20 protein-coding genes, 5 tRNA genes and 1 pseudogene are annotated in these 23,465 nt (G+C 74.2%); 8 read left to right on the top strand and 18 right to left on the bottom strand.

The features are described 5' to 3' along the window. Positions 1–61: 61 nt before the first annotated feature. Both P3H78_RS29015 and P3H78_RS29010 read left to right on the top strand, forming a co-directional pair. Positions 62–1,906: an HSP90 family protein gene (locus tag P3H78_RS29015; protein WP_276112138.1), complete on the top strand. Its 1,845-nt coding sequence runs from the start codon at positions 62–64 to the stop codon at positions 1,904–1,906. After that, a pseudogene (locus P3H78_RS29010) lies at positions 1,903–4,603 on the top strand (tetratricopeptide repeat protein); the annotation flags it as partial. The gene P3H78_RS29015 and the pseudogene P3H78_RS29010, both read left to right, overlap by 4 nt. 778 nt (positions 4,604–5,381) lie before the next feature. On the opposite strand, the gene P3H78_RS29005 reads toward P3H78_RS29010, so the two are convergent. Next, positions 5,382–7,235 carry a DAK2 domain-containing protein gene (locus tag P3H78_RS29005; protein WP_276112137.1) on the bottom strand — a complete coding sequence of 618 codons (1,854 nt, stop codon included), beginning with the start codon at positions 7,233–7,235 and terminating at the stop codon, positions 5,382–5,384. Positions 7,236–7,501: 266 nt separating this feature from the next. Here P3H78_RS29005 and rpmB point away from each other — a divergent pair, with 266 nt between their 5' ends. Then, positions 7,502–7,687 (top strand): 50S ribosomal protein L28, encoded by a 186-nt coding sequence (gene rpmB / locus P3H78_RS29000; RefSeq protein WP_004924906.1) that lies wholly within the window; start codon positions 7,502–7,504, stop codon positions 7,685–7,687. Between the two features lie 176 nt (positions 7,688–7,863). On the opposite strand, the gene thiD is transcribed toward rpmB, so the two are convergent. After that, positions 7,864–8,667: a bifunctional hydroxymethylpyrimidine kinase/phosphomethylpyrimidine kinase gene (gene thiD, locus P3H78_RS28995; RefSeq protein WP_276112136.1), complete on the bottom strand. Its 804-nt coding sequence runs from the start codon at positions 8,665–8,667 to the stop codon at positions 7,864–7,866. After that, the gene (locus tag P3H78_RS28990; protein WP_276112135.1) at positions 8,664–9,629 is read right to left on the bottom strand and encodes a thiamine-phosphate kinase; all 966 of its coding nucleotides are present in this window, start codon (positions 9,627–9,629) and stop codon (positions 8,664–8,666) included. The genes thiD and P3H78_RS28990 overlap by 4 nt, the downstream gene beginning before the upstream one ends. A 206-nt stretch (positions 9,630–9,835) precedes the next feature. Between P3H78_RS28990 and P3H78_RS28985 the strand changes: the two genes are divergently transcribed. Together P3H78_RS28985 and P3H78_RS28980 are read left to right on the top strand one after the other, a co-directional pair. Further along, a complete protein-coding gene (locus tag P3H78_RS28985) occupies positions 9,836–10,069 on the top strand; it encodes an Lrp/AsnC family transcriptional regulator (protein WP_276112134.1) in 234 nt (77 codons plus the stop codon). A 20-nt stretch (positions 10,070–10,089) separates the two neighbouring features. Further along, entirely contained in the window at positions 10,090–10,605 is a 516-nt protein-coding gene (locus tag P3H78_RS28980) for a DUF3515 domain-containing protein (protein WP_276112133.1), read from the top strand. A gap of 16 nt (positions 10,606–10,621) precedes the next feature. Here the strand turns inward: P3H78_RS28980 and P3H78_RS28975 are convergent, their stop codons facing one another. The 3 genes from P3H78_RS28975 to P3H78_RS28965 all read right to left on the bottom strand — a co-directional run bounded on the left by P3H78_RS28975 (position 10,622) and on the right by P3H78_RS28965 (position 13,714). Beyond that, a complete protein-coding gene (locus P3H78_RS28975) occupies positions 10,622–11,779 on the bottom strand; it encodes a D-alanine--D-alanine ligase family protein (RefSeq protein ID WP_276112132.1) in 1,158 nt (385 codons plus the stop codon). A gap of 127 nt (positions 11,780–11,906) precedes the next feature. After that, positions 11,907–12,917 (bottom strand): NAD(P)H-dependent glycerol-3-phosphate dehydrogenase, encoded by a 1,011-nt coding sequence (locus tag P3H78_RS28970; protein WP_276112131.1) that lies wholly within the window; start codon positions 12,915–12,917, stop codon positions 11,907–11,909. Then, positions 12,914–13,714 (bottom strand): lysophospholipid acyltransferase family protein, encoded by an 801-nt coding sequence (locus tag P3H78_RS28965; RefSeq protein ID WP_276112130.1) that lies wholly within the window; start codon positions 13,712–13,714, stop codon positions 12,914–12,916. Before P3H78_RS28965 ends, P3H78_RS28970 begins: the two co-directional genes overlap by 4 nt. A gap of 193 nt (positions 13,715–13,907) precedes the next feature. Here P3H78_RS28965 and cofC point away from each other — a divergent pair, with 193 nt between their 5' ends. Both cofC and P3H78_RS28955 read left to right on the top strand, forming a co-directional pair. Further along, complete coding sequence (cofC, locus tag P3H78_RS28960) at positions 13,908–14,558, top strand: 2-phospho-L-lactate guanylyltransferase (protein WP_276112129.1); 651 nt, start codon at positions 13,908–13,910, stop codon at positions 14,556–14,558. Positions 14,559–14,567: 9 nt separating this feature from the next. Beyond that, a complete protein-coding gene (locus P3H78_RS28955; RefSeq protein WP_276112128.1) occupies positions 14,568–14,783 on the top strand; it encodes a hypothetical protein in 216 nt (71 codons plus the stop codon). A gap of 92 nt (positions 14,784–14,875) precedes the next feature. Here P3H78_RS28955 and P3H78_RS28950 read toward each other — a convergent pair whose 3' ends face one another. The 4 genes from P3H78_RS28950 to leuC form a co-directional block, all read right to left on the bottom strand. Next, entirely contained in the window at positions 14,876–15,523 is a 648-nt protein-coding gene (locus tag P3H78_RS28950; RefSeq protein ID WP_276112127.1) for an HU family DNA-binding protein, read from the bottom strand. A gap of 136 nt (positions 15,524–15,659) precedes the next feature. Continuing rightward, a complete protein-coding gene (locus tag P3H78_RS28945) occupies positions 15,660–15,890 on the bottom strand; it encodes an SCO5555 family protein (RefSeq protein WP_276112126.1) in 231 nt (76 codons plus the stop codon). Positions 15,891–16,200: 310 nt separating this feature from the next. Beyond that, positions 16,201–16,794: a 3-isopropylmalate dehydratase small subunit gene (leuD, locus tag P3H78_RS28940; RefSeq protein ID WP_276112125.1), complete on the bottom strand. Its 594-nt coding sequence runs from the start codon at positions 16,792–16,794 to the stop codon at positions 16,201–16,203. 2 nt (positions 16,795–16,796) lie between these two features. Continuing rightward, positions 16,797–18,227, bottom strand: a complete 1,431-nt coding sequence (gene leuC / locus P3H78_RS28935) for a 3-isopropylmalate dehydratase large subunit (RefSeq protein ID WP_276112124.1) — start codon at positions 18,225–18,227, stop codon at positions 16,797–16,799. Positions 18,228–18,418: 191 nt separating this feature from the next. On the opposite strand from leuC, the gene ndgR reads away from it, so the two are divergent. Continuing rightward, a complete protein-coding gene (ndgR, locus tag P3H78_RS28930) occupies positions 18,419–19,135 on the top strand; it encodes an IclR family transcriptional regulator NdgR (RefSeq protein WP_276112123.1) in 717 nt (238 codons plus the stop codon). A 320-nt stretch (positions 19,136–19,455) separates the two neighbouring features. On the opposite strand, the gene P3H78_RS28925 is transcribed toward ndgR, so the two are convergent. The 8 genes from P3H78_RS28925 to P3H78_RS28890 form a co-directional block, all read right to left on the bottom strand. Continuing rightward, positions 19,456–19,528 (bottom strand) — tRNA-Glu (locus P3H78_RS28925). A 28-nt stretch (positions 19,529–19,556) separates the two neighbouring features. Beyond that, positions 19,557–19,628: transfer RNA gene (locus P3H78_RS28920), tRNA-Gln, on the bottom strand. 21 nt (positions 19,629–19,649) lie between these two features. Beyond that, positions 19,650–19,722, bottom strand: a tRNA-Glu gene (locus P3H78_RS28915). 61 nt (positions 19,723–19,783) lie between these two features. Continuing rightward, a tRNA-Glu gene (locus tag P3H78_RS28910) sits at positions 19,784–19,856 on the bottom strand. Between the two features lie 39 nt (positions 19,857–19,895). Beyond that, positions 19,896–19,967, bottom strand: a tRNA-Gln gene (locus P3H78_RS28905). Positions 19,968–20,057: 90 nt separating this feature from the next. Then, positions 20,058–20,795, bottom strand: coding sequence for an HAD family hydrolase (locus P3H78_RS28900; protein WP_276112122.1), 738 nt, complete (start codon positions 20,793–20,795; stop codon positions 20,058–20,060). 162 nt (positions 20,796–20,957) lie between these two features. Beyond that, complete coding sequence (gene gltX / locus P3H78_RS28895; protein ID WP_276112121.1) at positions 20,958–22,481, bottom strand: glutamate--tRNA ligase; 1,524 nt, start codon at positions 22,479–22,481, stop codon at positions 20,958–20,960. Beyond that, a complete protein-coding gene (locus P3H78_RS28890) occupies positions 22,474–23,259 on the bottom strand; it encodes a fumarylacetoacetate hydrolase family protein (RefSeq protein ID WP_276112120.1) in 786 nt (261 codons plus the stop codon). Before P3H78_RS28890 ends, gltX begins: the two co-directional genes overlap by 8 nt. Positions 23,260–23,465 lie beyond the last annotated feature (206 nt).

Here is a 23,465-nt window from a genome sequence, read left to right as displayed (position 1 = left end):
CCGCCCCACTCGGTACCGCCCGACCCCGCGCCGTCGCGAGTCCCCCACCGGCGCTGTGACGATGGACTCCCAGACCCCGCAGTCATCCCCGGCGCCGCAGCCGGCCCACACCTTCCAGGTCGACCTGCGCGGCCTGGTGGACCTGCTCTCCCACCACCTGTACTCCAGTCCCCGGGTCTACCTGCGCGAGCTGCTGCAGAACGCCGTGGACGCCGTCACCGCCCGGCGGGCGGAGCAGCCCGGCGCCCCGGCCCGGGTGCGGCTGACCGCGGACGGCGGCACGCTGCGGGTGGAGGACACCGGCATCGGCCTCACCGAGTCCGACGTGCACACCCTGCTGGCGACCATCGGCCGCAGCTCCAAGCGCGCCGAGGGCCTGCAGGAGGTCCGCTCCGGCTTCCTCGGCCAGTTCGGCATCGGCCTGCTGGCCTGCTTCGTGGTCGCCGAGCGCATCCGGGTGGTCAGCCGCAGCGCGCGGACGCCCGGGGCGCCGCCGGTGGAGTGGACGGCGTGCGACGACGGGTCCTACAGCGTGCGGACGCTGCCGGACGACGCCCGGACCGAGCCCGGCACCACCGTGCACCTGAGGGCGCGGCCCGGAGCGGGCGAGTGGCTCGGCGAGCAGCGGGTGCTGGCGCTGGCCCGGGACTTCGGGTCGCTGCTGCCCTACGACGTACGGGTCGGCGACACGCAGGTCACCGAGCGGCCGGCGCCCTGGGACCGGGCGCACCCCTCCCCCGCCGCACGCCGGGTCGCCCTGGCCCGGCACTGCCACGAGCTGTTCGGTTTCACCCCGCTGGACGCGATCGCCCTGGACGTGCCGGTGGCCGGGATCCGGGGCGTGGCGTACGTGCTGCCGTCCGCGGTCAGCCCGGCGCAGCGCGCGGGGCACCGGGTGCACCTGAAGGGCATGCTGCTGACGGACCGGGCGGAACAGCTGCTGCCCGACTGGGCGTTCTTCGTGCGCTGTGTGCTCGACACCGACAGCCTGCGGCCCACGGCATCCCGCGAGGCGCTGTACGAGGACGAGACGCTGGCCGCGGTCAGGGAGGCGCTCGGCGAGCGGATCCGGTCCTGGCTCACCGGGCTGGCGGCCGGCGACCCGGAGCGGCTGGAGGCGTTCCTCGCCGTCCACGTCCTGGGCGTGAAGTCCCTGGCCCGGCACGACACGGAGATGCTGCGCACGATGCTGCCGTGGCTGCCCTTCGAGACGACCGACGGGCGGCTGTCCCTGGAGGAGTTCGCCGAGCGTCACCCCGTCGTGCACTTCACCCGCACCGTGGAGGAGTTCCGGCAGGTCGCGCCGATCGCCTCCGCGCAGGGCATCGGCGTCGTCAACGGCGGCTACACCTACGACGGCGAGCTGGTCGAGGCGCTGCCGTCGGTGCGGCCGCGGACAGCGGTCGCCGAGCTGGACGCGGACACCGTGACCGCGCACCTGGACGCCGCCGACCCGGCCGAGGAGCTGGCCCTGGCGGACTTCCTCGCCGTCGCGCGGGCCGTCCTCGACCCGCTGGGCTGCGACGTCGCGCTGCGTGCCTTCCACCCCCTGTCGGTACCCGCGCTGCACCTGGACGACCGGGCGGCCCGGCACGAGCAGGCCCGCGCCGAGGCCGAGGCGCAGGCCGACGACCTGTGGGCGGGCATCCTCGGCTCGCTGCGCGGCGGCGCGCCCCGGGCGCGACTGGTCCTCAACCACCTCAATCCGCTGGTCCGGCGCATCGGTTCGCTGCCCGACGCGGACCTGGTCGGCACGGCCGTCCAGTCCCTGTACGGGCAGGCCCTGCTGAGGGCGCAGCGGCCGCTGCGGCCGGCCGACTCGGCCCTGCTCAACCGCGCGTTCCTCGGCCTGCTGGAGTGGGCCACGCACAGCGGCACCGACACCACCGAGGGCGGCCCCCGATGAGCGGCATCACCGGCATCGAGGCGCTGCGCCGCGCCATCGCCGACAACTCCGGGCAGCCGGAGGGCCCCGCACGCAACGCCCGCGCGGAGCGGCTGCTCGCCGAGGCGGAGCGGCTGAACGTCCCGCTCGCGGTGATCGAGGCGCTCGGGCACCAGCTGAAGGTCTACAACTACAGCTCCGAGAAGGACAGGATGTTCGTCCCGTTCGCGCGGCTGCTGCGGCTGTGGGACGAACGCCCCGGGGATTTCGACGAGTACGAGATCCACACGCTGCACTGGGTGTTCAAGTGGATGACGGCCGGCATGCTCGACCAGTCGCACGTCCCGCTGGCGTCGGTGGAGAAGTGGCTCGGCGAGATGGAGCACCGCCACCGGATCGCCGGCTACTCGGAACGGGCCGTGCGCAGCGCCGAGTTCAGCGTCGCCGCGCACGTCGGCGACAGGCCGCGGGCGGAGCGGGCGTACGCGGCGTGGCTGGCGGCCGACCGGGACGCGATGGCCGACTGCCACGCCTGCGAGCGGCACGCGCAGGGCTGGTGGCAGGCGGAACTCGGCCGGGACGAGGAGGCCCTGGAGCTGTGGCGGCCGGTCCTGGAGGGCGAGTTCGCCTGCGCCCACGAGCCGCACACCGTGCTCGCCTCGTCCCTGGTGCCGCTGCTGCGCCTGGGCCGCCCCGACCGGGCGCGCGCCCACCACCTGCGGGGTCTGCGGCTGGTGCGCGGGATGGAGAGCATGCGCGGCGCCTACGCGGACCACGTGGAGTTCTGCGCGCTGACCGGCAACGAGGCCCGCGGACTGGAGCTGCTGGCCGAGCGGCCCGCCTATTTCACCGACTCCGGGCACCCGCGCAGCCTGCTGGAGTTCCTGGCCGTGGTGACGCTGCTCATGGACCGGCTGGTGGAGCAGGGCCTCGGAGAGCGGCCGGTGCCGGGTCCGGCCGGGCGCGCCTGGACGGCCGCCGCGCTCGCGGCCCACGCACGCCCACAGGCCGAGGCCCTCGCGGCCCGCTTCGACCGGCGCAACGGCACACCCCACGTCGGTGAGCGGGCCCGCGCGCGCATGGCGCAGCGCCCGCTGGCGGACCGGCTGCCGCTGGGCGTCCGAGCGGTGCGTCCCTCCCCCGTGCCGGTGCCCGGGCCCGAGGAGCCGGCCGCCGCGGAACCGGCGCCGGAGGACCTGCCGGAGCTCCTCGCCGCGGCACGCCGGATGTCGGACACGCTGCGCCCGCACGCCGTGGAGGCGTGGGCGGCCGTGGCCCGGGCGGCGCGCGGCACGGATCTGGACGCCCGCACCCGGGCCGAGATCGCCGACCACGAGGCGATGGACCTCGGGCCCGGGGGCGCCGAGCTGTTCGAGCGGGCCGCCGTGCTGTACGCGGAGGCGGGTGATCCCGGGGAGGCGCTGGCGGCCCGCACGCGCGCGGCGTACGTCCGGGCGCTGGACGGCGCGGTCCCCGAGGCGCTCGCGGCGGTCGCCGGGCCCTGCGACCGCGTCCTCGCACTGTACGCCGAGGGCGGCACGGGGCTGCGGCAGACGGCGTCGGTGCTGATCGGGCGGGCGCGGATCCTGATGCGGCGGGTGTACGCGGCCGAGGGCCCGGTGGGCCCGGGCGACCTGGCCGCCGCGGACACCGCCGTACGGGAGGTGCTGACGCTCGTCGACGGGCGCGCCGGCGACGACGTCCGGCTGGTGTCCCGGGCGGCCGAGGCGCGGGCGATGCTCGCGGAGGTCGCCCTGCGCGGCGGCGACGCGGGGACGGCGGCGGAGCTGTACGCGCGGGCCGTCGCGGAGTACGCCGGGGCGGGGCTGCCGTGGCTGGCGGTGGAGTACGGGGCCCGTCTGGCGGTGGTCGCGCACCATCTGGGCGACGCCGCGGGGGCGGAGCGGGCGCTGCGGGCGGCCCTGGAGCACGGCGGGCCGTACCTGGAGCCGGGGGGGGCGGGCCCGGCTGCACCTCCAGCTCGGCGAGGTGCTCGGCGGGCTGGAGCGGGTGGAGGAGGCCGCGGACCACGCCCTGGAGGCGGCGCACTGGGCGGACGAGGCCGGGCAGGGGCCGGCGCTCGGCGCCTGGGCCCGGCAGCAGCTCGGCGGGCTGCTGCTGCGGCTGGGCCGGTGGGCCGAGGCGGCGGAGGTGCTGGAGTCCGCGCTGCCCGACCTGGACGCCGGGACGCACGGCGAGGGGGCCGTCGTCCAGACGCAGTGGTGGCTCGCGGACTGCCTGAGCGAGCTGGGCGAGCACCGCGCGGCCGCCGAGCACCGGCTGGAGGCGGCCGGGATCGCGCGGCACTGGCCCGAGCAGCAGGACCACGCCACGCTCGCCCACCTGGCCGCCGAGTCCCTGGGCCGTGCGGGGCTGCTCGCCGAGGCGGACCGGGCCTACGCCCGTGCGGGCGACCTGTGGCGGTCCCTCGGCGACGTCCACGGCCTGGTCCGCTCCCTGCGCGCCCGCGCCTGGCTGGCCCTGCGCGAGGACCATGGCGACCGCGGGCGCCGGGCGAGCGACGGGCACCCCGGGAGCGGGGGCGCCGGCGACGTCACGGGCGGTCCGGAGGCGGCGGACGGTGCGGGGCACGGCGGGTCCGTGGACGAGGCGGGCGCCCGTGGGGAGCCGGCGGCCCCGGACGGCGACGGCGGACGGGCGGGCCGGGCCCGGGCCCTGATGGCCGAGGCCGTGCGGACGTGCCGGGCGGCACTGGACGACCACGACGACCACGACGACCACGGCGACGGCGAGGGCCGTGAGCGCCACGACGACGAGCAAGGCCACGGCGAGGGCGGCGACCGTCACGGCAAGCGCGGCGACGGCGAGGGCCGTGAGCGCCACGACGACGAGCAAGGCCACGGCGAGGGCGGCGGCCGTCGTGAAGACGGCGAGCGCGGCCACGGCGAGGGCGGCGGCCGTCGTGAAGACGGCGAGCGCGGCCATGACGGCGACCCCGACCGCGAGGACGGGACCGCGGGGCAGGCGGGCGCCGGGTCCGGACCCGGCCGGGAGCCGGGGGGCACCGGGGCCACGGCCGGGCAGGCCCGGGACCGGCAGCGGATCCTGGCCGAACTCGGCGACTCCCACCGCCAGTTCGGCGACCTCCTCGTCCGCTCCGTCGCCCGGGGCGCGGCGGACGACGCGATCCGGGCTGTTCTGGAGGAGGCGCTGGCCGAGACCGAACGGGCCGCCGGGGTGTTCGCCGCGCTGGGCGGGGCCGCACTGCACGACCGCACCGACGCCGAGCTGGCTGCCGGACGGCTGGAGGCCGACCTCGGCCGGGGCGCGGCCGCCGCGGCACGCGCCCGCGCGGTGCTCGCCGCGTACGCCGGGGCCGACGCCGGGGACGCCGCGGCCCGCGCCCGCACGGCCGACGCGGAGCGCCTGCTGGCGCTGGTGGAGAACGGCACCGGGCGGTGAACGCGGGCGTGCCCGGCCGGGGACGGTGCACGCCCGCCGGTCCGGCCTGCCCGGACTACTCGGCCCGCTCGGTCTACTCGACGCCGATGAGGAGCAGGGACCCGAGCCGCCCGCCCCGGTACACCACCGTGTCGACGGCCAGGTAGGACACCCGGACCCGGGCCTCCAGGTCGGCCGCGATCGGCTCGGGGGCGTCGTCGCCGAGCACCAGGGTGACCATCTCGCCGCCCGCCGCGAGCATGCGGTCCAGCACGGTCCCGGCGGTGGCCGTCACGTCGTGCCCGATCACGGCGACGTCCCCGTCGATGAGCCCGAGGACGTCGCCCGCCTGGCAGATCCCGGCCGTGGTCCAGGACCGGGCCTCGGCGACGGTGACCTCGGCGTACCGCGTCGCGCCGGCCGCCGAGGTCATGGCGACGACGTCCTCGTCGAAGCGCCGCCCGGGCTCGTGCACGGCGAGCGCGGCGAGCCCCTGGACCGCGGAGCGGGTCGGGATGAGCGCGACCCTGATGCCCTCCCCGCGGGCCTGCTCGGCCGCGGCGGCCGCGGTGTGGCGCAGCTCGGCGTCGTTGGGCAGCAGCACGACCTCGCGCGCGTGGGCCCGGCGCAGCGCCTCGACGAGTTCGCCGCTGCCCGGCAGCTCACCGGGCCGGGCCGGGACGGCGACCGCGCCGGCCTCGGTGCAGAGCCCGGCCAGCCCCTCGCCCGGGACGACGGCGACCACGGCGCGCTGCACGCGCTCCCGGGGCGGACGCTCGGCGCCGGTGGTGTGCACGTCGCCGGCCGCGAAGTGGGTGATGCGGATCCGGTACGGCCGGCCGGCCTCGACGCCCGCCTCCACCGCGGCGCCCGCGTCGTCGACGTGGACGTGGATGTTCCACAGCCCGTCGCCGCCGACCACGACCAGGGAGTCCCCGAGCGTGTCCAGCCGGGCGCGCAGCCGGGCGACGGCGGCGTCCTCGGCCTCCAGCAGGTAGATGACCTCGAAGGCCGGTCCGCCGTCGTCCGGCCCGCACGCCCCGGCCCGCTCCGAGGCGCCCGATGCACCCGGCGCCGCGTCCGCCCCGGAACTGCCGCCGAGGTCGCCGAGGCCGCCGGTTCCGGCACCCGCCCGCGCGTGCGGCACCCCGGCCGCCACGGACGTCCCGTCCCCTCCCGCCGGTTCCGCCGCTCCCCCTGTTCCCGCCGTTCCCGCCGTTCCCGCCGTTCCCGCGGTTCCCGCCGCTCCCTGCGCCGCCGGTGCCGCGGCGAGGGCGGCCGGCGTCTCCCCCGTGAAGGTCTCCACCAGGGCCGCCAGGACGGCCACCAGGCCCCGCCCACCGGCGTCGACCACGCCGGCGCGCTCCAGGACCGCCAGCTGGCGCGGGGTCGCGGCGAGCGCGGCGCGGGCTCCGGCGTAGGCGGCCCGGGCGACCGCCCCGCAGTCGTCCGCGGCTTCGCCGGCCGCGTCGGCGGCGGCCGAGGCGACCGTCAGGACGGTGCCCTCGACCGGGTGGGCGACGGCCTCGCGCGCGGATTCCGCGGCGTGGCACAGGGCGAGCCGGAGGCCCGGCCCGTCGGTGTGGGGGGTCTCACCGTCGGCGGCGAGGACCTGGGCCATGCCGCGCAGCAGCTGGGCGAGGATGGTTCCGGAGTTGCCGCGGGCGCCGATGAGCGCACCGTGGGCCATGGCCCGTACCGCGTCGGCGAGCGGCGGGGCCCCGCCTGCGGCGTCCGCGGGATCCAGCTCGTGGGCGGCGAAGACGGCCTCCACGGCCGCCACGGCGGACTCGACGGTGAGGTACAGGTTGGTGCCGGTGTCCCCGTCGGCGACGGGGTAGACGTTGATCGCGTCGATCTCCTCGCGCGCGCGGCCGAGCGCGCGCAGCGCCAGACCGCACCAGGTCCGCACCGCGAGAGCATCGAACGTCTGCGGCACCTGCGCCACCTGCGCCTCCCTGAGCTGCTGGACTGGACGCAGCGTAGACCCCGGGGCGGAGCCGGCCGCCGGAAGGGCCGGGGCGGACCCCGGAGCCGCCATGGTAGTTTCGTTGTCCGGGCGCAGTCGTTGTATGCTGCTCCGGTTGCCCGATCCCGATCGGGCGCTCCCCCTGGCACCGCCAATCAGATCTCGGAGTGCTCCCAGAGCCTCGGAGTTGGATCCCGGCATGCCGGGATCAACCGTAAGTGCATCTGAAGTCTTTGGAGTGACCCGTGGCTGCCAACTGCGACGTCTGCGGCAAGGGGCCGGGCTTCGGCAACAACATCTCGCACTCGCACCGCCGTACGCCCCGTCGCTGGAACCCGAACATCCAGCGCGTGCGTACCGTGGTCGGCGGGACGCCGAAGCGCGTGAACGCTTGCACCTCGTGCATCAAGGCCGGCAAGGTCTCGCGCTGACGTTCGTCCTCCCGCGCTCGTACCGGGCCGGGGGTACCCCATCGCGCGCGGCCATAGCCGGTTCGCTGCAGTAAGCCGGTCCACCTCGGGTGGGCCGGCTTTTTGCCGTCCCCGTGCGGACGCAGCCGCGCGTCCCGGGCCCGCCCGGTGGCGGCCGGGCGGAGCGGTGTCCGGTGTCACGCCCGGGGCACGCCCCGGGTGAGCGCCCAGCCGTGGTCCACGGGGCCGATGCCCGAGCCGAGGGCGAAGCCGGCGGAGATCGCGCCGGTCACGTAGTCCTTGGCCGTCGCGACCGCCTCGGGGACCGTGTCGCCCTTGGCCAGCCGGGCTGCGATCGCGGAGGCGAGGGTGCAGCCGGTGCCGTGGGTGTGGCGGTTGTCGAAGCGGGGCGCGCGCAGCCAGTGCTCCGCGGAACCGTCGGTGAGGAGGTCGACGGCGTCCCCGCAGAGGTGGCCGCCCTTCACGAGCACCCAGGCCGGGCCGTGGGCGAGCACGGCCTCGGCCGCCTCGCGCAGCTGCTCCTCCGACTCCACACGGACGCCGGTCAGTTGGGCCACCTCGTCGAGGTTCGGGGTGGCGACGGTGGCCAGCGGCAGCAGCCGGGTCCGTACCGACTCCAGGGCGGAGGCCGCCAGCAGCGAGTCCCCGTGCTTGGAGACGCCGACCGGGTCGACGACCACCGGGGCGGCGGTCCCGGCGAGCAAGTCGGCGACGGTCCGGACCAGTTCCGCCGAGGCGAGCATCCCGGTCTTCACGGCCTGAACGCCGATGTCGTCGACGACGCTGCGGTACTGGGCGCGGACCGCGTCGGCCGGCAGCTCCCAAGCGCCCTGCACGCCGAGGGAGTTCTGCGCGGTCACGGCGGTGATCACGCTCATGCCGTGGACGCCGAGGGCGAGCATGGTCTTCAGGTCGGCCTGGATCCCGGCGCCGCCCCCCGAGTCCGAGCCGGCCACGGTGAGCACGCGGGGCGGGGTCACGACTCCTCCTCGCCGAAGTGGTCCCAGCCGCCCTGCCGGGTCCACGGTGCGCCGTCGACCGTGACCTGCGGCAGGGCGGAGGGGTTGAGGACCTCGCCGATCACCTTCCACCGGGCGGGCAGCTTCACGTCCGGCGGGAAGGTGGCCACGATCGCGTGGTCCTCTCCCCCGGTCAGCACCCACTGCAGCGGGTCGACGCCGACGGCCTGCCCGATGTCGTTCATCTGCGAGGGGATGTCGACGGCGCCGGAGCGGACGTCGATGCGGACCTTGCTGGCCTCGGCGATGTGCCCGAGGTCGGCGATCAGGCCGTCGCTGACGTCGCACATGGCGGTCGCGCCGAGTCCGGCGGCCGCGGGGCCCGCGTGGTAGGGGGGCTCGGGGCGGCGGTGCGCCTCGACGAAGGCGCGCGGGGACCGGAAGCCGCGGGAGAGCACGGCGTATCCGGCCGCGGACCAGCCCAGCCAGCCGGTCACGGCGACGAGGTCGCCGGGCTGGGCGCCGGCGCGGGTCACCGGCTCGTGGTTGCGCAGGTCGCCGAGGGCGGTGATCGACACCGTGATCGTGTCGCCGCGGACCACGTCGCCGCCGACCACGGCGGCGCCGGCGACCTGGCACTCGTCGCGCAGCCCGTCCATCAGCTCGGTGGGCCAGGCGGCCGGCAGCTCGGCCGGGACGACCAGGCCCAGCAGCAGCGCCGTCGGGACGGCGCCCATGGCGGCGATGTCCGCGAGGTTCTGCGCGGCGGCCTTGCGGCCCACGTCGTAGGCCGTGGACCAGTCACGGCGGAAGTGCCGCCCCTCCAGGAGGATGTCGGTGCTGGCCACGACCCTGCGGTCGGGTGCGGCGACCACCGCGGCGTCGTCGCCGGGGCCGACCCGGACCGCCGGGGTGGTGGTGAGACGGGAGGTGAGCTCCCTGATGAGCCCGAACTCACCCAGCTCGCCCACAGTGCCCTTCATTGCCCTTTCGCCCCTTCTGTACCGGTCCGTTCCCGGTCGCGCGTCATCCCGGCCCTCGCTACCGTCGAGGGGACCGCCATCCACTGTCCTACCTGCACCCCGGAGCGCGGGCTGCGGCCCGCGCGGGTCTCCCCGCGGCACGCGCCGACGCGGTACCGTGGCGTTCCTTCTCCCCACATGATCCTCGTGGCCGCCCTGGAGGTTCCGTGGTACAGGCGTACATCCTGATCCAGACCGAGGTCGGGAAGGCCTCGAGCGTCGCCGAGACGGTCGGCGGGCTGCCGGGGGTGATCCAGGCCGAGGACGTCACCGGGCCGTACGACGTCATCGTCCGCGCCCAGGCCGACACCGTCGACGACCTGGGTCGCATGGTGGTCGCGAAGGTCCAGCAAGTGGACGGGATCACCCGCACCCTGACCTGCCCGGTCGTGCATCTGTAGCCCCCGTCTACCCTTGGCCGGTGAACTCTTCGCGTCACCGGCTCATCGGTCTGCCCGCCCTCGCCGTGCTGATCTCCGCCGCGGGCTGCGCCTCCCCCTCGACGAGTGACGGCGGCGCCACCCTGCCGGTTCCCCGTCCGGGGGCGACGGCGGCGAAGCTGTGCCGGAACCTGGACCGTGTGCTGCCCGGGACGGTGGACGGACTGCGCCGCCGGGATCCCCGGCCCGCCTCCGCGCTGACGGCGGGCTGGGGAGGCCCGGCGATCATACTGCGCTGCGGTGTCCAGCGGCCGCCCAGGATGGTCGACCCCAGGGTCGCCGAGGGGAACGACCCGGACGCGCTCAGCGGCGAGGTCAACGGCGTGGACTGGCTGATGGAGAAGCAGGGCGACGGCTCGTACCGTTTCACCACGGCGCTGCGCCAGGCGTACGTCGAGGTCACCGTGGACCGGGCGCGGGCCGGGCGGGCGTCGACGGTGCTCGTCGACCTGGCCCCGGCCGTCAAGAAGGCGATCCCGAAGGGGATCGCCTCCTGAGGGTGGCCGGGCGCGGTCAGCGCAGGCCGGTCGGGCGCCGCAGTGCCGCCTGGATCAGCCGGTCCACCAGTTCCTCGTAGCCGACGCCGCTGGCCTGCCACATCTGCGGGTACATCGAGATCGGCGTGAAGCCGGGCATGGTGTTGATCTCGTTGATCACGAACTCGCCGTCCTCGGTGAGGAAGAAGTCCGCGCGGACCAGCCCCTCGCAGGACGCCGCCTCGAAGGCCTCCACCGCGAGCCGCTGCACCTCGGCGGTCTCCTCGGGCGTCAGCGGGGCGGGCACCAGACCGGGCGTGGAGTCGATGTACTTCGCCTCGAAGTCGTAGTACGTGTGCGCCTCGGGCGGCGGGATCTCGGCCGGGACGGACGCCCGCGGGCCGTCCTCGAACTCCAGCACCCCGCACTCGATCTCGCGGCCGCGCAGGGTGGCCTCCACGAGCACCTTCGGGTCGTGCCGCTGCGCCTCCTCGATCGCCTCGTCGAGGCCGGCGAGGTCCTCGACCTTGGTGATGCCGATCGACGAGCCCGCGCGGGCCGGCTTCACGAACAGCGGCCAGCCGTGCTCGCCGGCGAAGTCGACGATCCGCGCGCGGGCCCCGGACCGGTCCTGCTCCCACTCGCGCGGCCGGATCACCAGGTACGGGCCCACCTTGAGCCCGAACGAGGCGAACACCCGCTTCATGTACTCCTTGTCCTGGCCCACGGCCGAGGCGAGCACGCCCGACCCCACGTACGGGACGCCGGACAGCTCCAGGAGGCCCTGGAGGGTGCCGTCCTCGCCGTAGGGGCCGTGCAGCACCGGGAAGACCACGTCGACCTCGCCGAGCGCCTTGGGCACCGAACCGGGCTCGCTGTAGACGACTTCGCGGTTGTGCGGGTCGACGGGGAGCACCACGCCGCCCTCGCCCGACTCGGCGATCTCGTCGATGCTGGGGGTGCGGCGGTCGGTGATCGCCATGCGGTCGGGATCGTCCGCGGTCAGGGCCCACCGGCCGTCCTGCGTGATGCCGATCGGCAGCACCTCGTACTTGGTCCGGTCGATGGCGCGCAGCACCGCTCCGGCGGTGACCACGGAGATCCCGTGTTCGGAGCTGCGCCCGCCGCACACGACGGCCACGCGCGGCTTGCGGGACGGCTGCTCAGGGCTCTGGGGGAGGTTCTCGGTGCTCATATCGCGATGAGAGTACCCGCTGGTATCCCCCGCGTCAGTGCCCGCCGGGCCGCCGTCGCCGAGCGTCGCACGGACGGTCGCTCAGTGTCGTACCGGCGGTCGCTCAGCGTGGCGGCGGCGGGCCGGTTCAGCGCCGTTCGGGCTTGGCGCTGCGCGACATCAGCTCCTTGAGCGCGACCACCGGCGGCGTGCCCTCGTGGACGATGCCGACGACCGTCTCGGTGAGGGGCATGTCGACGCCGTGCCGGCGGGCCAGATCCAGCACCGACTCGCAGGACTTGACGCCCTCGGCGGTCTGCCGGGTGACCGCGATGGTCTCCTGGAGGGTCATGCCCTTGCCGAGGTTGGTGCCGAAGGTGTGGTTGCGCGACAGCGGCGAGGAGCAGGTGGCCACCAGGTCGCCGAGGCCGGCCAGACCGGAGAAGGTCAGCGGGTCGGCGCCGAGGGCGGCTCCGAGCCGGGTGGTCTCGGCGAGGCCGCGGGTGATGAGGGAGCCCTTGGCGTTGTCGCCGAGCCCCATGCCGTCCGCGATGCCGACGGCCAGGCCGATCACGTTCTTCACGGCTCCGCCGAGCTCGCAGCCGATCACGTCGGTGTTGGTGTAGGGCCGGAAGTACGGGGTGTGGCAGGCGGCCTGGAGCCGCTGCGCGACCGTCTCGTCGGTGCAGGCCACCACGGCGGCGGCGGGCATCCTGGCGGCGATCTCGCGGGCCAGGTTCGGCCCGGTGACGACGGCGATGCGCTCGGCGCCGACCTTGGCGACGTCCTCGATCACCTCGCTCATCCGCATGGCCGAGCCCAGTTCCACGCCCTTCATCAGGGAGACGAGGACCGTGTCGGGGGCCAGCAGCGGGGACCACTCCGCGAGGTTGCCGCGCAGGGTCTGCGAGGGGATCGCGAGGACGGTGAAGTCCGCGCCGCGGGCGGCCTCTGCGGCGTCGGCGGTGGCCCGCAGGTTCCGCGGGAGTTCGACGCCGGGCAGGTAGTCCGGGTTGGTCCGGGTGGAGTTGACCGCCTCGGCGAGGTCGGCGCGACGGGCCCAGAGGGTGACGTCGCAGCCGGCGTCGGCGAGGACCATGCCGAAGGCGGTCCCCCACGATCCGGCGCCGAAGACGGCCGCCTTGACCGGCTCGCTCACGTGCTCTGCCCCTCTTCCTGCACGGCCTCTCCGACGGCGGCCGGCGCCGCCGGGCCGTGGCTCTGCTGCTGGGTCCTGCGGCGCTGCTCCAGCCGCTCCCTGCGCGGGTCGTAGGGGACGGCCGGCGCCTTCTCGCCGCGGATCTCCTCCAGGCGGGCGGTGACGGCCGCCATGATCGCCTCCGTCGCCTCCTTCAGCAGCTCCGGAGTCATCTCCCGGTCGTAGAAGCGCGAGAGGTCGACCGGCGGACCCGCCAGGACGCGGTGGGTCTTGCGCGGGAAGAAGTGCGGCTTCCCGGAGTACGGCGGCAGGATCTCGTTGGCGCCCCACTGGGCGACCGGGATCACCGGGCACCTGGTCTGCAGGGCGACACGGGCGGCGCCCGTCTTGCCGGTCATCGGCCAGCCGTCGGGGTCGCGGGTGAGGGTGCCCTCCGGGTAGAAGGCGACGCACTCGCCGCGCTCCACGGCCTCGATGGCGGCCCGGAAGGCGCTCAGCGCGTCCGTGCTCTCGCGGTAGACGGGGATCTGCCCGGTGCCGCGCATCGCGGCACCGACGAATCCCTTCCCGAAAAGGCCGCTCTTCGCGAGGAATCGCGGCACCCGCCCGGTGTTGTACTGAAAGTGGCCGTAGGCGAAGGGATCGATGTGTGAATTGTGGTTGACCGCGGTGATAAATCCGCCGTCGGCCGGAATGTTCTCCATTCCGCGCCAGTCCCGCTTGATCAGAACCACCAGGGGCGGTTTGCAGAGCATTGCTGCGAAGCGGTACCAGAAGCCGATTCTGCGGCGGGGCACGCGGACACCTTCCTCTCGGGCCTGGGGGGCCGCACAAGTGTCGCCCCAGGCCGCCGGTCTGTCGAGAACACCGTACGCCCACCCGTCCGCCGGCACCGCCCCTCCGGGGCGCTCCGCCGCCCGCCGTCCCCGGGCGCGGGGACGGAGTGCGGCCCGGGGGACAATGTGCCGGACAAGAGAGGGACGAACGCCCGTGCAGTGGACCATGGTCATCCCCCTGAAGCCCCTGACCCGGGCGAAGAGCAGGCTGGCGGACACCGCCGGCGCAGGGCTGCGGCCCGGACTGGCCCTGGCCTTCGCGCAGGACACGGTGGCAGCGGCGCTGGCCTGCACCGCGGTCGGGGATGTGGCGGTCGTCACGGACGACGCGGTCGCCGGGCGGGAGCTGGCCGCCCTGGGTGCCCGGATCGTCCCGGACCTGCCGGGCGCCGGGCTGAACCCGGCCCTGGCCCACGGAGCGGCGGTCGTCCGCGCCTCGCACCCCGAACGTCCCGTCGCCGCCCTGAACGCCGATCTCCCCGCGCTGCGTCCGGACGAATTGGCGCGGGTCCTGGCCTCGGCGGGGGAATTCCCGCGGGCATTCCTCGCGGACGCGGCGGCGCTCGGCACCACGCTGCTCACGGCCGCCCCGGGGCGGGAATTGCTCCCGGCATTCGGCCCGGGTTCGCGGGAGCGGCACCGGGCCTCCGGGGCGGTGGAACTGACACCGGCCGGCGTGGACTCGGTGCGCCAGGACGTGGACACCGGGGCGGACCTGCGCGCGGCGCTCGCGCTGGGGGTGGGGCCGTGGACGGAGGCGGCCGCCGCGCCGCTCGCCGGGCGGGCCCCGGTGCCGGGGCAGTAGGCTGCCGCCATGCAGGCGACCGCATACACGTACGACCCCGAAACCCGCTGCGGGCAGGTGCTCCTGGACGACGGGACGCCGGTGCCCTTCGACGCCCCGGCGTTCGACGCGGGGGGCCTGCGGCTGCTGCGCCCCGGGCAGCGGGTGCGGATCGAGACGGAGACGCCGGAGGAGGGGGCCGGAAGCGGCCTCCGGATCACGCTGGTGACGCTGCAGACCTTCTGAACGGGCCCGGGCGGCCGCCGCGGGTCCCGGACGCGCCGCGGGCCGGGCTCCCTGGGGAGTCCGGCCCGGCTGCGTGAGTGCCTCTGTGCCGCCTACTTGCCGCGGGCGGTGGTCTTCTTGGCGGTGGTCTTGCGGGCGGTCGACTTCTTGGCGGGGGCCTTCTTCGCGGTGGCCTTCTTCGCCGGAGCCTTCTTCGCCGTGGCCTTCGTGGCGGTGGTCTTCTTCGCCGCCGCGGCCTTCTTGGTGGCGGCGGCCGTGGTCTTCTTCGCCGTGGTCTTCTTCGCCGTCGTCTTCTTCGCCGTGACCTTCTTGGCGGCGGCCTTCTTCGCCGCGGCCGTCTTCGCCGCGCCCGTCGCCTTCTTGGCGGCGGCCTTCTTGCCCGCGGCCTTGGCGATGGTGGCGGTCGGGCCGGACAGGCTGCCCTTGGGCGCCTTCTTCACGGCGATGTCGTGCTTCGGCAGCTTCTTCGAGCCTCCGACGAGGTCCTTGAAGCCCTGACCGGCCCGGAAGCGCGGAACGGAGGTCTTCTTGACCCGCACCCGCTCACCCGTCTGCGGGTTGCGGGCGTAGCGGGCGGGGCGGTCCACCTTCTCGAAGGATCCGAAGCCGGTGACCGAGACCCGGTCTCCCCCGACGACCGCTCGGACGATGGCGTCCAGGACCGCGTCGACGGCATCGGCGGCCTGCTGGCGGCCGCCCATCTTGTCGGCAATCGCTTCTACGAGCTGCGCCTTGTTCACGTCTTCCCCTTCGGAGACCTCGCCAGAACGAATGTGTTCAAGCTTTTTCGCACGTTAGGCAGATATATACCGCAAATCAAACACGAAACGGGCTAATCACCCTTGTGCCGCAACGGACTCGACGGTCTCGGCTTGTTCAGCCTTCCTCGTGGGGGAGCCGGCCCCCGTCGAGGTCCGCCGTGAACCGGTCCAGACGCCTTGCCGCGTCGGCGAGATCGTGCTTGGCCGCGGCCGTAATGACCAGCAGCTTCCGGGTCAGCGCCATCCGTACGCCCTCCGGGACTTGCAGTGCGCGCACTCTTGTGTGCGCTTCCTTCAGCTGGGCCGCGACCGCCGCATAGAGCTCGAGTTGGCCGTCGTCGTCCATGCACAGATTGTGCCATCTGGGGCGAGTTGTCGCCTGCCCAGGGGGCAACTGCCGCCCCGGACGGCCCCACGGGCGCATCCCCCGATGGCGGGCCCGATGGTCGTGCGTGCGCTCAACCAAGGCCGGACATAGGGCCGTTGGGCGACGGCGACGCCGCCTACCGCGGCGCACCGATCCGGAAACGGCCGTACCCCCGATCGTGGCGATCGGGGGTACGGCGGGGGCTCTGCGGTGGCCGAAACCCGACTGGTGCGGGGGTGGTCGGCGTCCTCCGGGGAGGACGTGGATCACCGGCCGCGCCGGAGCCGGGTCAGACCGGCAGGGTCCGGGGCTTGAAGGAGGGGCGCTGCGCCTCGTAGGCGGTGATGTCGTCCTCGTTCCGGAGGGTGAGGGAGATGTCGTCCAGGCCGTTGAGCAGCCGCCAGCGGGCGTTCTCGTCGAGCTCGAAGGGGGCGGTGATCTCCCCCGCGCGCACCTCGCGGGCCTGGAGGTCCACAGTGACCTCGGTGCCGGGGTCGGCCTCGGTCAGCTGCCACAGCGCGTCCACGGTCTGCTGGTCCAGGACCACCGTGAGCAGGCCGTTCTTCAACGAGTTGCCCCGGAAGATGTCGGCGAAACGGGAGGAGATCACGGCCTTGAAGCCGTAGTTCTGCAGCGCCCACACCGCGTGCTCGCGGGAGGAACCGGTTCCGAAGTCCGGTCCGGCGACCAGGACGGTGGCGCCCTGGCGCTCCGGCCGGTTGAGCACGAAGCCGGGGTCCTTGCGCCAGGCCTCGAACAGCCCGTCCTCGAACCCGTCGCGGGTGACCTTCTTGAGCCAGTGGGCGGGGATGATCTGGTCGGTGTCGACGTTGCTGCGGCGCAGCGGGACGGCCCGGCCGGTGTGGGTGGTGAAGGCTTCCATGGTTATCGGGCTCCAGCGGGCGTGCGGGCGGTGTCGGTGAGGTCGGCCGGGGAGGCCAGGTGGCCCAGGACGGCGGTGGCGGCGGCGACCTGCGGGGAGACCAGGTGGGTACGGCCGCCCTTGCCCTGCCGGCCCTCGAAGTTGCGGTTGGAAGTGGACGCGGAACGCTCACCGGGTGCCAGCTGGTCGGGGTTCATCCCCAGGCACATCGAGCAGCCCGCGTGCCGCCATTCGGCGCCGGCCTCCTTGAACACCACGTCCAGGCCCTCCGAGACGGCCTGCAGACCCACCCGCGCCGACCCGGGCACGACCAGCATCCTTACGCCGTCGGCGACTTTGCGGTCCTTCAGCACCCCCGCGGCCGCCCGCAGGTCCTCGATCCGCCCGTTGGTGCACGAGCCTACGAAGACGGTGTCCACCGTGATCGACCGCAGCGACTGCCCGGCCTCCAACCCCATGTACTGCAGGGCCTTTTCGGCGGCGTGGCGCTCCGATGCGTCTTCGTACGAAGCCGGGTCGGGGACGTCGGCCGAAAGCGGCGCGCCCTGCCCGGGGTTGGTGCCCCAGGTCACGAACGGGGACAGCTCGGCGGCGTCGATGACCACCTCGGCGTCGAAGACCGCGTCCTCGTCGCTGCGCAGCGTCCGCCAGTAGGCCACCGCCGCGTCCCAGTCCTCGCCCTGCGGGGCGTGCGGGCGGTCCTTGAGATAGGCGAACGTGGTCTCGTCCGGGGCGATCATGCCCGCGCGGGCCCCGGCCTCGATGGACATGTTGCAGATGGTCATCCGCGCCTCCATCGACAGCTTCTCGACGGCCGGCCCCCGGTACTCCAGCACATAGCCCTGCCCGCCGCCGGTACCGATCCGCGCGATGATCGCCAGGATCAGGTCCTTGGCCGTCACCCCGTCGGGCAGCTCGCCCTCGACCGTGACCGCCATCGTCCTCGGGCGGGCCATCGGCAGCGTCTGGGTGGCCAGCACGTGCTCCACCTGCGAGGTGCCGATACCGAACGCCAGCGCCCCGAAGGCACCGTGCGTGGAGGTGTGCGAGTCGCCGCACACCACCGTCGTGCCCGGCTGCGTCAGCCCCAGCTGGGGGCCCACCACGTGCACGACCCCCTGCTCCACGTCGCCCAGCGGGTGCAGCCGGACCCCGAAGTCCGCGCAGTTCTTGCGCAGCGTCTCCAGCTGCGCCCGCGAGACCGGGTCCGCGATCGGCTTGTCGATGTCCAGGGTCGGGGTGTTGTGGTCCTCGGTCGCGATGGTCAGATCGAGCCGGCGCACCCGCCGGCCGCTCCTGCGCAGCCCGTCGAAGGCCTGGGGGCTGGTCACCTCGTGCAGCAGGTGCAGATCGATGAAGAGGAGGTCGGGCTCGCCCTCGGCGCGCCGGACGACGTGGTCGTCCCAGACCTTCTCCGCGAGTGTCCTACCCATCGCTTTCCCTCCGGCCGCACGCGAGCGAACGCGGCGGCCCAACTAGAGATCTTGGGGTGGGCGGCACCCGCGCCCCCCGCCGGGCGTCCGCCGCCGGGCCCGTCGGTCCACGGGCCGTTGTGATTCCAGAGTGGCGTGTTCCACGGAAAATTGAACTTGCGTTTCACAGAGTGAGACGGGAGTATCGTTTCATGGACAACAGTAGCGGCGTCGGCGTTCTGGACAAGGCAGCCCTGGTCCTGAGCGCCCTGGAGTCCGGTCCGGCCACCCTCGCGGGTCTGGTCGGGGCCACCGGACTGGCACGACCCACGGCCCACCGGCTGGCCGTGGCCCTGGAGCACCACCGCATGGTGGCGCGCGACATGCAGGGCCGGTTCATCCTCGGCCCCCGGCTCGCGGAGCTGGCGGCGGCCGCGGGCGAGGACCGGCTGCTCGCCACCGCGGGCCCGGTGCTCACCCACCTGCGCGACGTCACGGGCGAGAGCGCGCAGCTCTACCGCCGTCAGGGAGACATGCGCATCTGCGTGGCGGCCGCGGAGCGGCTGTCCGGACTGCGGGACACCGTCCCGGTCGGTTCGACGCTCACGATGAAGGCGGGCTCGTCGGCACAGGTGCTCATGGCATGGGAGGAGCCCGAGCGGCTGCACCGCGGACTGCAGGGCGCCCGCTTCACGGCGACCGCCCTGTCGGGTGTGCGGCGCCGCGGATGGGCCCAGTCCATCGGGGAGCGGGAGCCGGGCGTCGCGTCCGTCTCCGCGCCGGTGCGCGGCCCCTCCAACCGCGTGGTGGCCGCCGTCTCGGTCTCCGGCCCCATCGAGCGCCTGACGCGCCACCCGGGCCGGATGCACGCCCAGGCCGTCATCGACGCCGCCGGACGCCTCTCCGAGGCCCTGCGCCGCACCGGCTGACCTCCACCGCCCCGCACGCACCGGGGGACGGCCCGCCTCAACGCCGCGGCAGGCCGTCCCCCGGTCGCACGACCGCCCCGTACGGCCCGCCCGGGCGCCGACGGGCCCCGGAAAGCCCCGGGCGGCCGGTGGCGGGCCTCGGGAACACCGGGGCCGGTCCGCGGTCCGGACGGCACGGGCGCGCCGGCCGCCCCCGTCGACACCGCGTCCAACTGCACCGCACGTCGAAGCCGTTGATCCGCGGGGGGAGCATCCCTCGCACCGAGTGGTCCGGGCATACGACAAAGGGCCCTCCCGCAGGAGGGCCCTCGGCCGATCTGTACCCCCGACCGGATTCGAACCGGCGCTACCGCCTTGAGAGGGCGGCGTGCTAGGCCGCTACACAACGGGGGCCTGGACACTGCGTTTCCGCAGGTCCGAGCTGGTCTACCTGGACTCGAACCAAGACTAACTGAACCAGAATCAGTCGTGCTGCCAATTACACCATAGACCAATGATGGTTTAGACCAGTCAGTACCCCCGACCGGATTCGAACCGGCGCTACCGCCTTGAGAGGGCGGCGTGCTAGGCCGCTACACAACGGGGGCCCTAGCGATCCTGCATCGAGGTCAGCGGGAGCGACCCGGCTGTCCTCGCGGGAAGGATCTGTACCCCCGACCGGATTCGAACCGGCGCTACTGCCTTGAGAGGGCAGCGTGCTAGGCCGCTACACAACGGGGGCTTGCGGATGGAATCCGCGGGTGCAGATGAGCTCTGCGAGCTGGCCTACCTGGACTCGAACCAAGACTAACTGAACCAGAATCAGTCGTGCTGCCAATTACACCATAGGCCACTGGAACGCAACCCCCGGAGGGGTTCTTGTTCTAGCGATGCACTCCGGTTCCGGCCTTTCGGCCCGCTCCCCGGCGGCGCAGGAAGAACATTACCCGAAGGTGGACGGGGCTCCAAAACGGGTATCCGCCGCGACGATGGCGGGGAGTTCGGCGAGGGACGCGATCCGGTGCCGGCATGCGGACGGCGCCGCACCGTCCGCGGGACCGCCGGCCCGGTCGATCCAGACGGACAGCAGTCCGGCGTCGGCGGCGCCCCGCCCGTCGATCTCCGGATGGTCGCCGACGTAGGCGACCTCGTGCGGCCGCAGCTCCAGTGCCTCGCACGCGGCCAGGAAGGCGCCCGGCGCCGGTTTGGAGACGCCGAGCTCGGCGGCGCACAGGACGGCCTCGAAGCGGTCGCGGACGCCGAGGGCGCGCAGCTTGCGCTCCTGGACGTGGAGGCTGGAGTTGGACAGCACGGCGTGCCGGTGGGTGGCCGCGAGGGCGTCCAGGACGGGCAGCACGTCCGGGAACAGGGCCCAGGCGGCCTCGTAGTGCACGAGGTACCGCCCGAACCACGCCTCGGCCTCGGTGTCGGTCAGCTCCGGCCGGTCCAGGAAGACGCGCACCCGGTCCCGCCGCTGCCCCTCGAAGGTCACCTCTCCCGCCGCGAAGCGCGCCCACTGGGCGTCCGTGATGTCCCGCCAGTGGGCGAGCGCACGGTCGGCGGTCGCGTACCGGGCGAGCAGGCCCTCGGCCGCCAGGTGCTCCCCCATGCCGGTGCGGTCGGCGGTCGTGTAGTCGAAGAGGGTGTCGTCGATGTCCCAGACGACGGCTCTGATCGTCATGGCTCCGACGGTACCGCCGCCCGGGGGCCGCTGAGGAGAGGGCCGGACCGCTCCCCGGGGCGGCCCCGGGCGAACGGGTGCGGGCCCGGGCGCCGCCCGGTGCGGGCGTGCGCGAGGGGCGGCAGCCGGTTCCGGCTGCCGCCCCTCGGGCGGGTGCGGGTCTCAGACCGCGAGCCTCGCCAGCGCCGCGTCGATCCGCGCCAGCGTCCGCTCCTTGCCCAGGATCTGCAGGGACTCGAAGAGCGGCAGGCCCACGGTGCGGCCGGTGACGGCGACCCGGACCGGGGCCTGGGCCTTGCCGAGCTTGAGGCCGTGCGCCTCGCCGGCGGCCAGGACGGCCTCCTTCAGGGACTCGGCGGAGCTCCAGTCGGCCTGCTCGAGCTTCTCGCGGGCCGTGCGCAGCAGGGCGTCCGAGCCCTCCTTCATCGCCTTGGCCCAGCTCGCCTCGTCGAGGACCGGCTCCGGCAGGAACAGGAAGTCGACGTTGTCGGTGATCTCGGAGAGGACCTTGAGCCGGGTCTGGGCGTGCGGGGCGATCGCCTGCCACTGCGCCTCGTCGAAGTCCTCCGGGGCCCAGGGGGCGGCGGGGGCCTGGAGCCAGGGGCGGCAGCGCTCGGTGAAGTCCTTCACGTCGAGCATGCGGATGTGGTCGGCGTTGATCGCCTCGCACTTCTTGAGGTCGAAGCGCGCCGGGTTGGGGTTGACGTCGCCGATCTCGAAGGCGGCGACCATCTCCGCGATGCTGAAGACGTCCTGGTCGGCGGAGAGGGACCAGCCGAGCAGGGAGAGGTAGTTGAGCAGGCCCTCGGGCAGGAAGCCGCGCTCGCGGTAGAGGTTCAGGCTCGACTGCGGGTCGCGCTTGGACAGCTTCTTGTTGCCCTCGCCCATCACGTAGGGCAGGTGGCCGAAGGCCGGGACGCCCTTGGCGACGCCGAGCTCGATCAGCGCCCGGTACAGGGCGACCTGCCGCGGGGTGGAGGAGAGCAGGTCCTCGCCGCGCAGGACGTGGGTGATCTCCATCAGTGCGTCGTCGACGGGGTTGACGAGCGTGTAGAGCGGGGCGCCGTTGGCGCGGACGATGCCGTAGTCCGGGACGTTCTCCGGGGTGAAGGTCAGCTCGCCGCGGACCAGGTCCGTGAAGGTGATGGTCTCGTCGGGCATCCGGAAGCGGACGATCGGGGCGCGGCCCTGCGCGGTGTACGCCTCGACCTGCTCGGCGGTGAGGTCGCGGCAGTGGCCGTCGTAGCCGGAGGGCCGGCCGGCGGCGCGGGCGGCCTCGCGGCGCTCGTCCAGCTCCTCCTGGGAGCAGTAGCAGTGGTAGGCGTGGCCGGCGTCCAGGAGCCTGCGGGCGACGTCCCGGTAGAGGTCCATGCGCTGCGACTGGCGGTACGGCGCGTGCGGGCCGCCGGTCTCGGGGCCCTCGTCCCAGTCGAAGCCGAGCCAGCGCATCGCGTCCAGCAGCTGCTCGTACGACTCCTCCGAGTCGCGGGCCGCGTCGGTGTCCTCGATACGGAAGACCAGGGTGCCCTGGTGGTGCCGGGCGAACGCCCAGTTGAACAGGGCGGTGCGGACCAGGCCCACGTGGGGGTTGCCGGTGGGCGAGGGGCAGAAACGGACGCGGACGGGGGAAGAGGGCGTCCCCTGCTCGAGCGGAGCCGAGGGGCCGGGGAGGGGTGCGCTAGCCACGCTTGACAACCTTGTTGGTGAGAGTGCCGATGCCTTCGATGGTGACGGCGACCTCGTCGCCGACGCCGAGGGGGCCGACCCCTGCCGGGGTGCCCGTGAGGATCACGTCGCCGGGGAGCAGCGTCATGGCCTCGGAGATGTTCACGATCAGGTCCGCGACGGAGTGGATCATCTCGCTGGTGCGGCCCAGCTGGCGCTGTTCGCCGTTGACCGTGAGCTGGATGGTCAGGTCGCCCGCGGCGGCGGCGTCCAGGTCCGTCTCCACCCAGGGGCCGAGCGGGCAGGAGGTGTCGAAGCCCTTGGCCCGCGCCCACTGCTTCTCGCGCCGCTGGACGTCGCGGGCGGTGATGTCGTTGGCGCAGGTGTAGCCGAGGACCACGTCGTCGACGCGGTCGCGCGGTACCTCGCGGCACATGCGGCCGATGACGACGGCCAGCTCCGCCTCGTGGTGCAGTTCCTGCGAGAACGAGGGGTACTGGATCTCGTCACCGGGCCCGATCACCGAGGTGGACGGCTTGAAGAAGGCGAACGGCGCGTCGGGCAGCTCGTGGCCCAGTTCGCGCGCGTGCTCGGCGTAGTTGCGGCCGAAGGCGACGACCTTGTTGGGGAGCACCGGCGGCAGCAGCCGCACCTTGCTGAGCGGCACCTTCGTGCCGGAGAGCTCGAAGTCCGCGAACGGGATGCCCTTGATGATGTCGAGGACGAGCTCGTCCGGCTTGTCGCCCTCGACCGCGCCGAAGGCGACGTTCCCGTCGATGGAGAACCTGGCGATGCGCACGGGATCCTTGCGCCCCTTACCTGAACTGGCTGGAGTCTGACGATCCAGGCTAACGCGGCGGGGCGGCCGCGCCCCGCCGCACGGAGGGTGCGGGGCGGCCGCGCCCCGCCGCACGGAGGGTGCGGGGCGGCCGCGCCCCGCCGCACGGACGGTGCGGGGCGGCCGCGCCCCGCCGCACGGACGGTGCGGGGCGGCCGCGCCCCGCC

The sequence above is a fragment of the Streptomyces tropicalis genome (genome assembly GCF_029269835.1).
In the GTDB taxonomy this organism is placed as follows: domain Bacteria; phylum Actinomycetota; class Actinomycetes; order Streptomycetales; family Streptomycetaceae; genus Streptomyces; species Streptomyces tropicalis.
The sequence above is the reverse complement of the archived record's forward strand: the minus strand, read 5'-3'. Positions and strand labels throughout refer to the sequence as shown.

Bases quoted from the DNA above. Each gene is read 5' to 3' on its own strand.
- P3H78_RS28945 (WP_276112126.1), bottom strand. From the start codon at position 15,890: ATGGACGACGACGGCCAACTCGAGCTCTATGCGGCGGTCGCGGCCCAG.
- leuD (WP_276112125.1), bottom strand. From the start codon at position 16,794: ATGGAAGCCTTCACCACCCACACCGGCCGGGCCGTCCCGCTGCGCCGC.
- P3H78_RS29015 (WP_276112138.1), top strand. From the start codon at position 62: ATGGACTCCCAGACCCCGCAGTCATCCCCGGCGCCGCAGCCGGCCCAC.
- ndgR (WP_276112123.1), top strand. From the start codon at position 18,419: ATGGACAACAGTAGCGGCGTCGGCGTTCTGGACAAGGCAGCCCTGGTC.
- leuC (WP_276112124.1), bottom strand. From the start codon at position 18,227: ATGGGTAGGACACTCGCGGAGAAGGTCTGGGACGACCACGTCGTCCGG.
- P3H78_RS28975 (WP_276112132.1), bottom strand. From the start codon at position 11,779: ATGAGCACCGAGAACCTCCCCCAGAGCCCTGAGCAGCCGTCCCGCAAG.
- P3H78_RS28900 (WP_276112122.1), bottom strand. From the start codon at position 20,795: ATGACGATCAGAGCCGTCGTCTGGGACATCGACGACACCCTCTTCGAC.
- P3H78_RS28990 (WP_276112135.1), bottom strand. From the start codon at position 9,629: ATGAAGGGCACTGTGGGCGAGCTGGGTGAGTTCGGGCTCATCAGGGAG.
- P3H78_RS28955 (WP_276112128.1), top strand. From the start codon at position 14,568: ATGCAGGCGACCGCATACACGTACGACCCCGAAACCCGCTGCGGGCAG.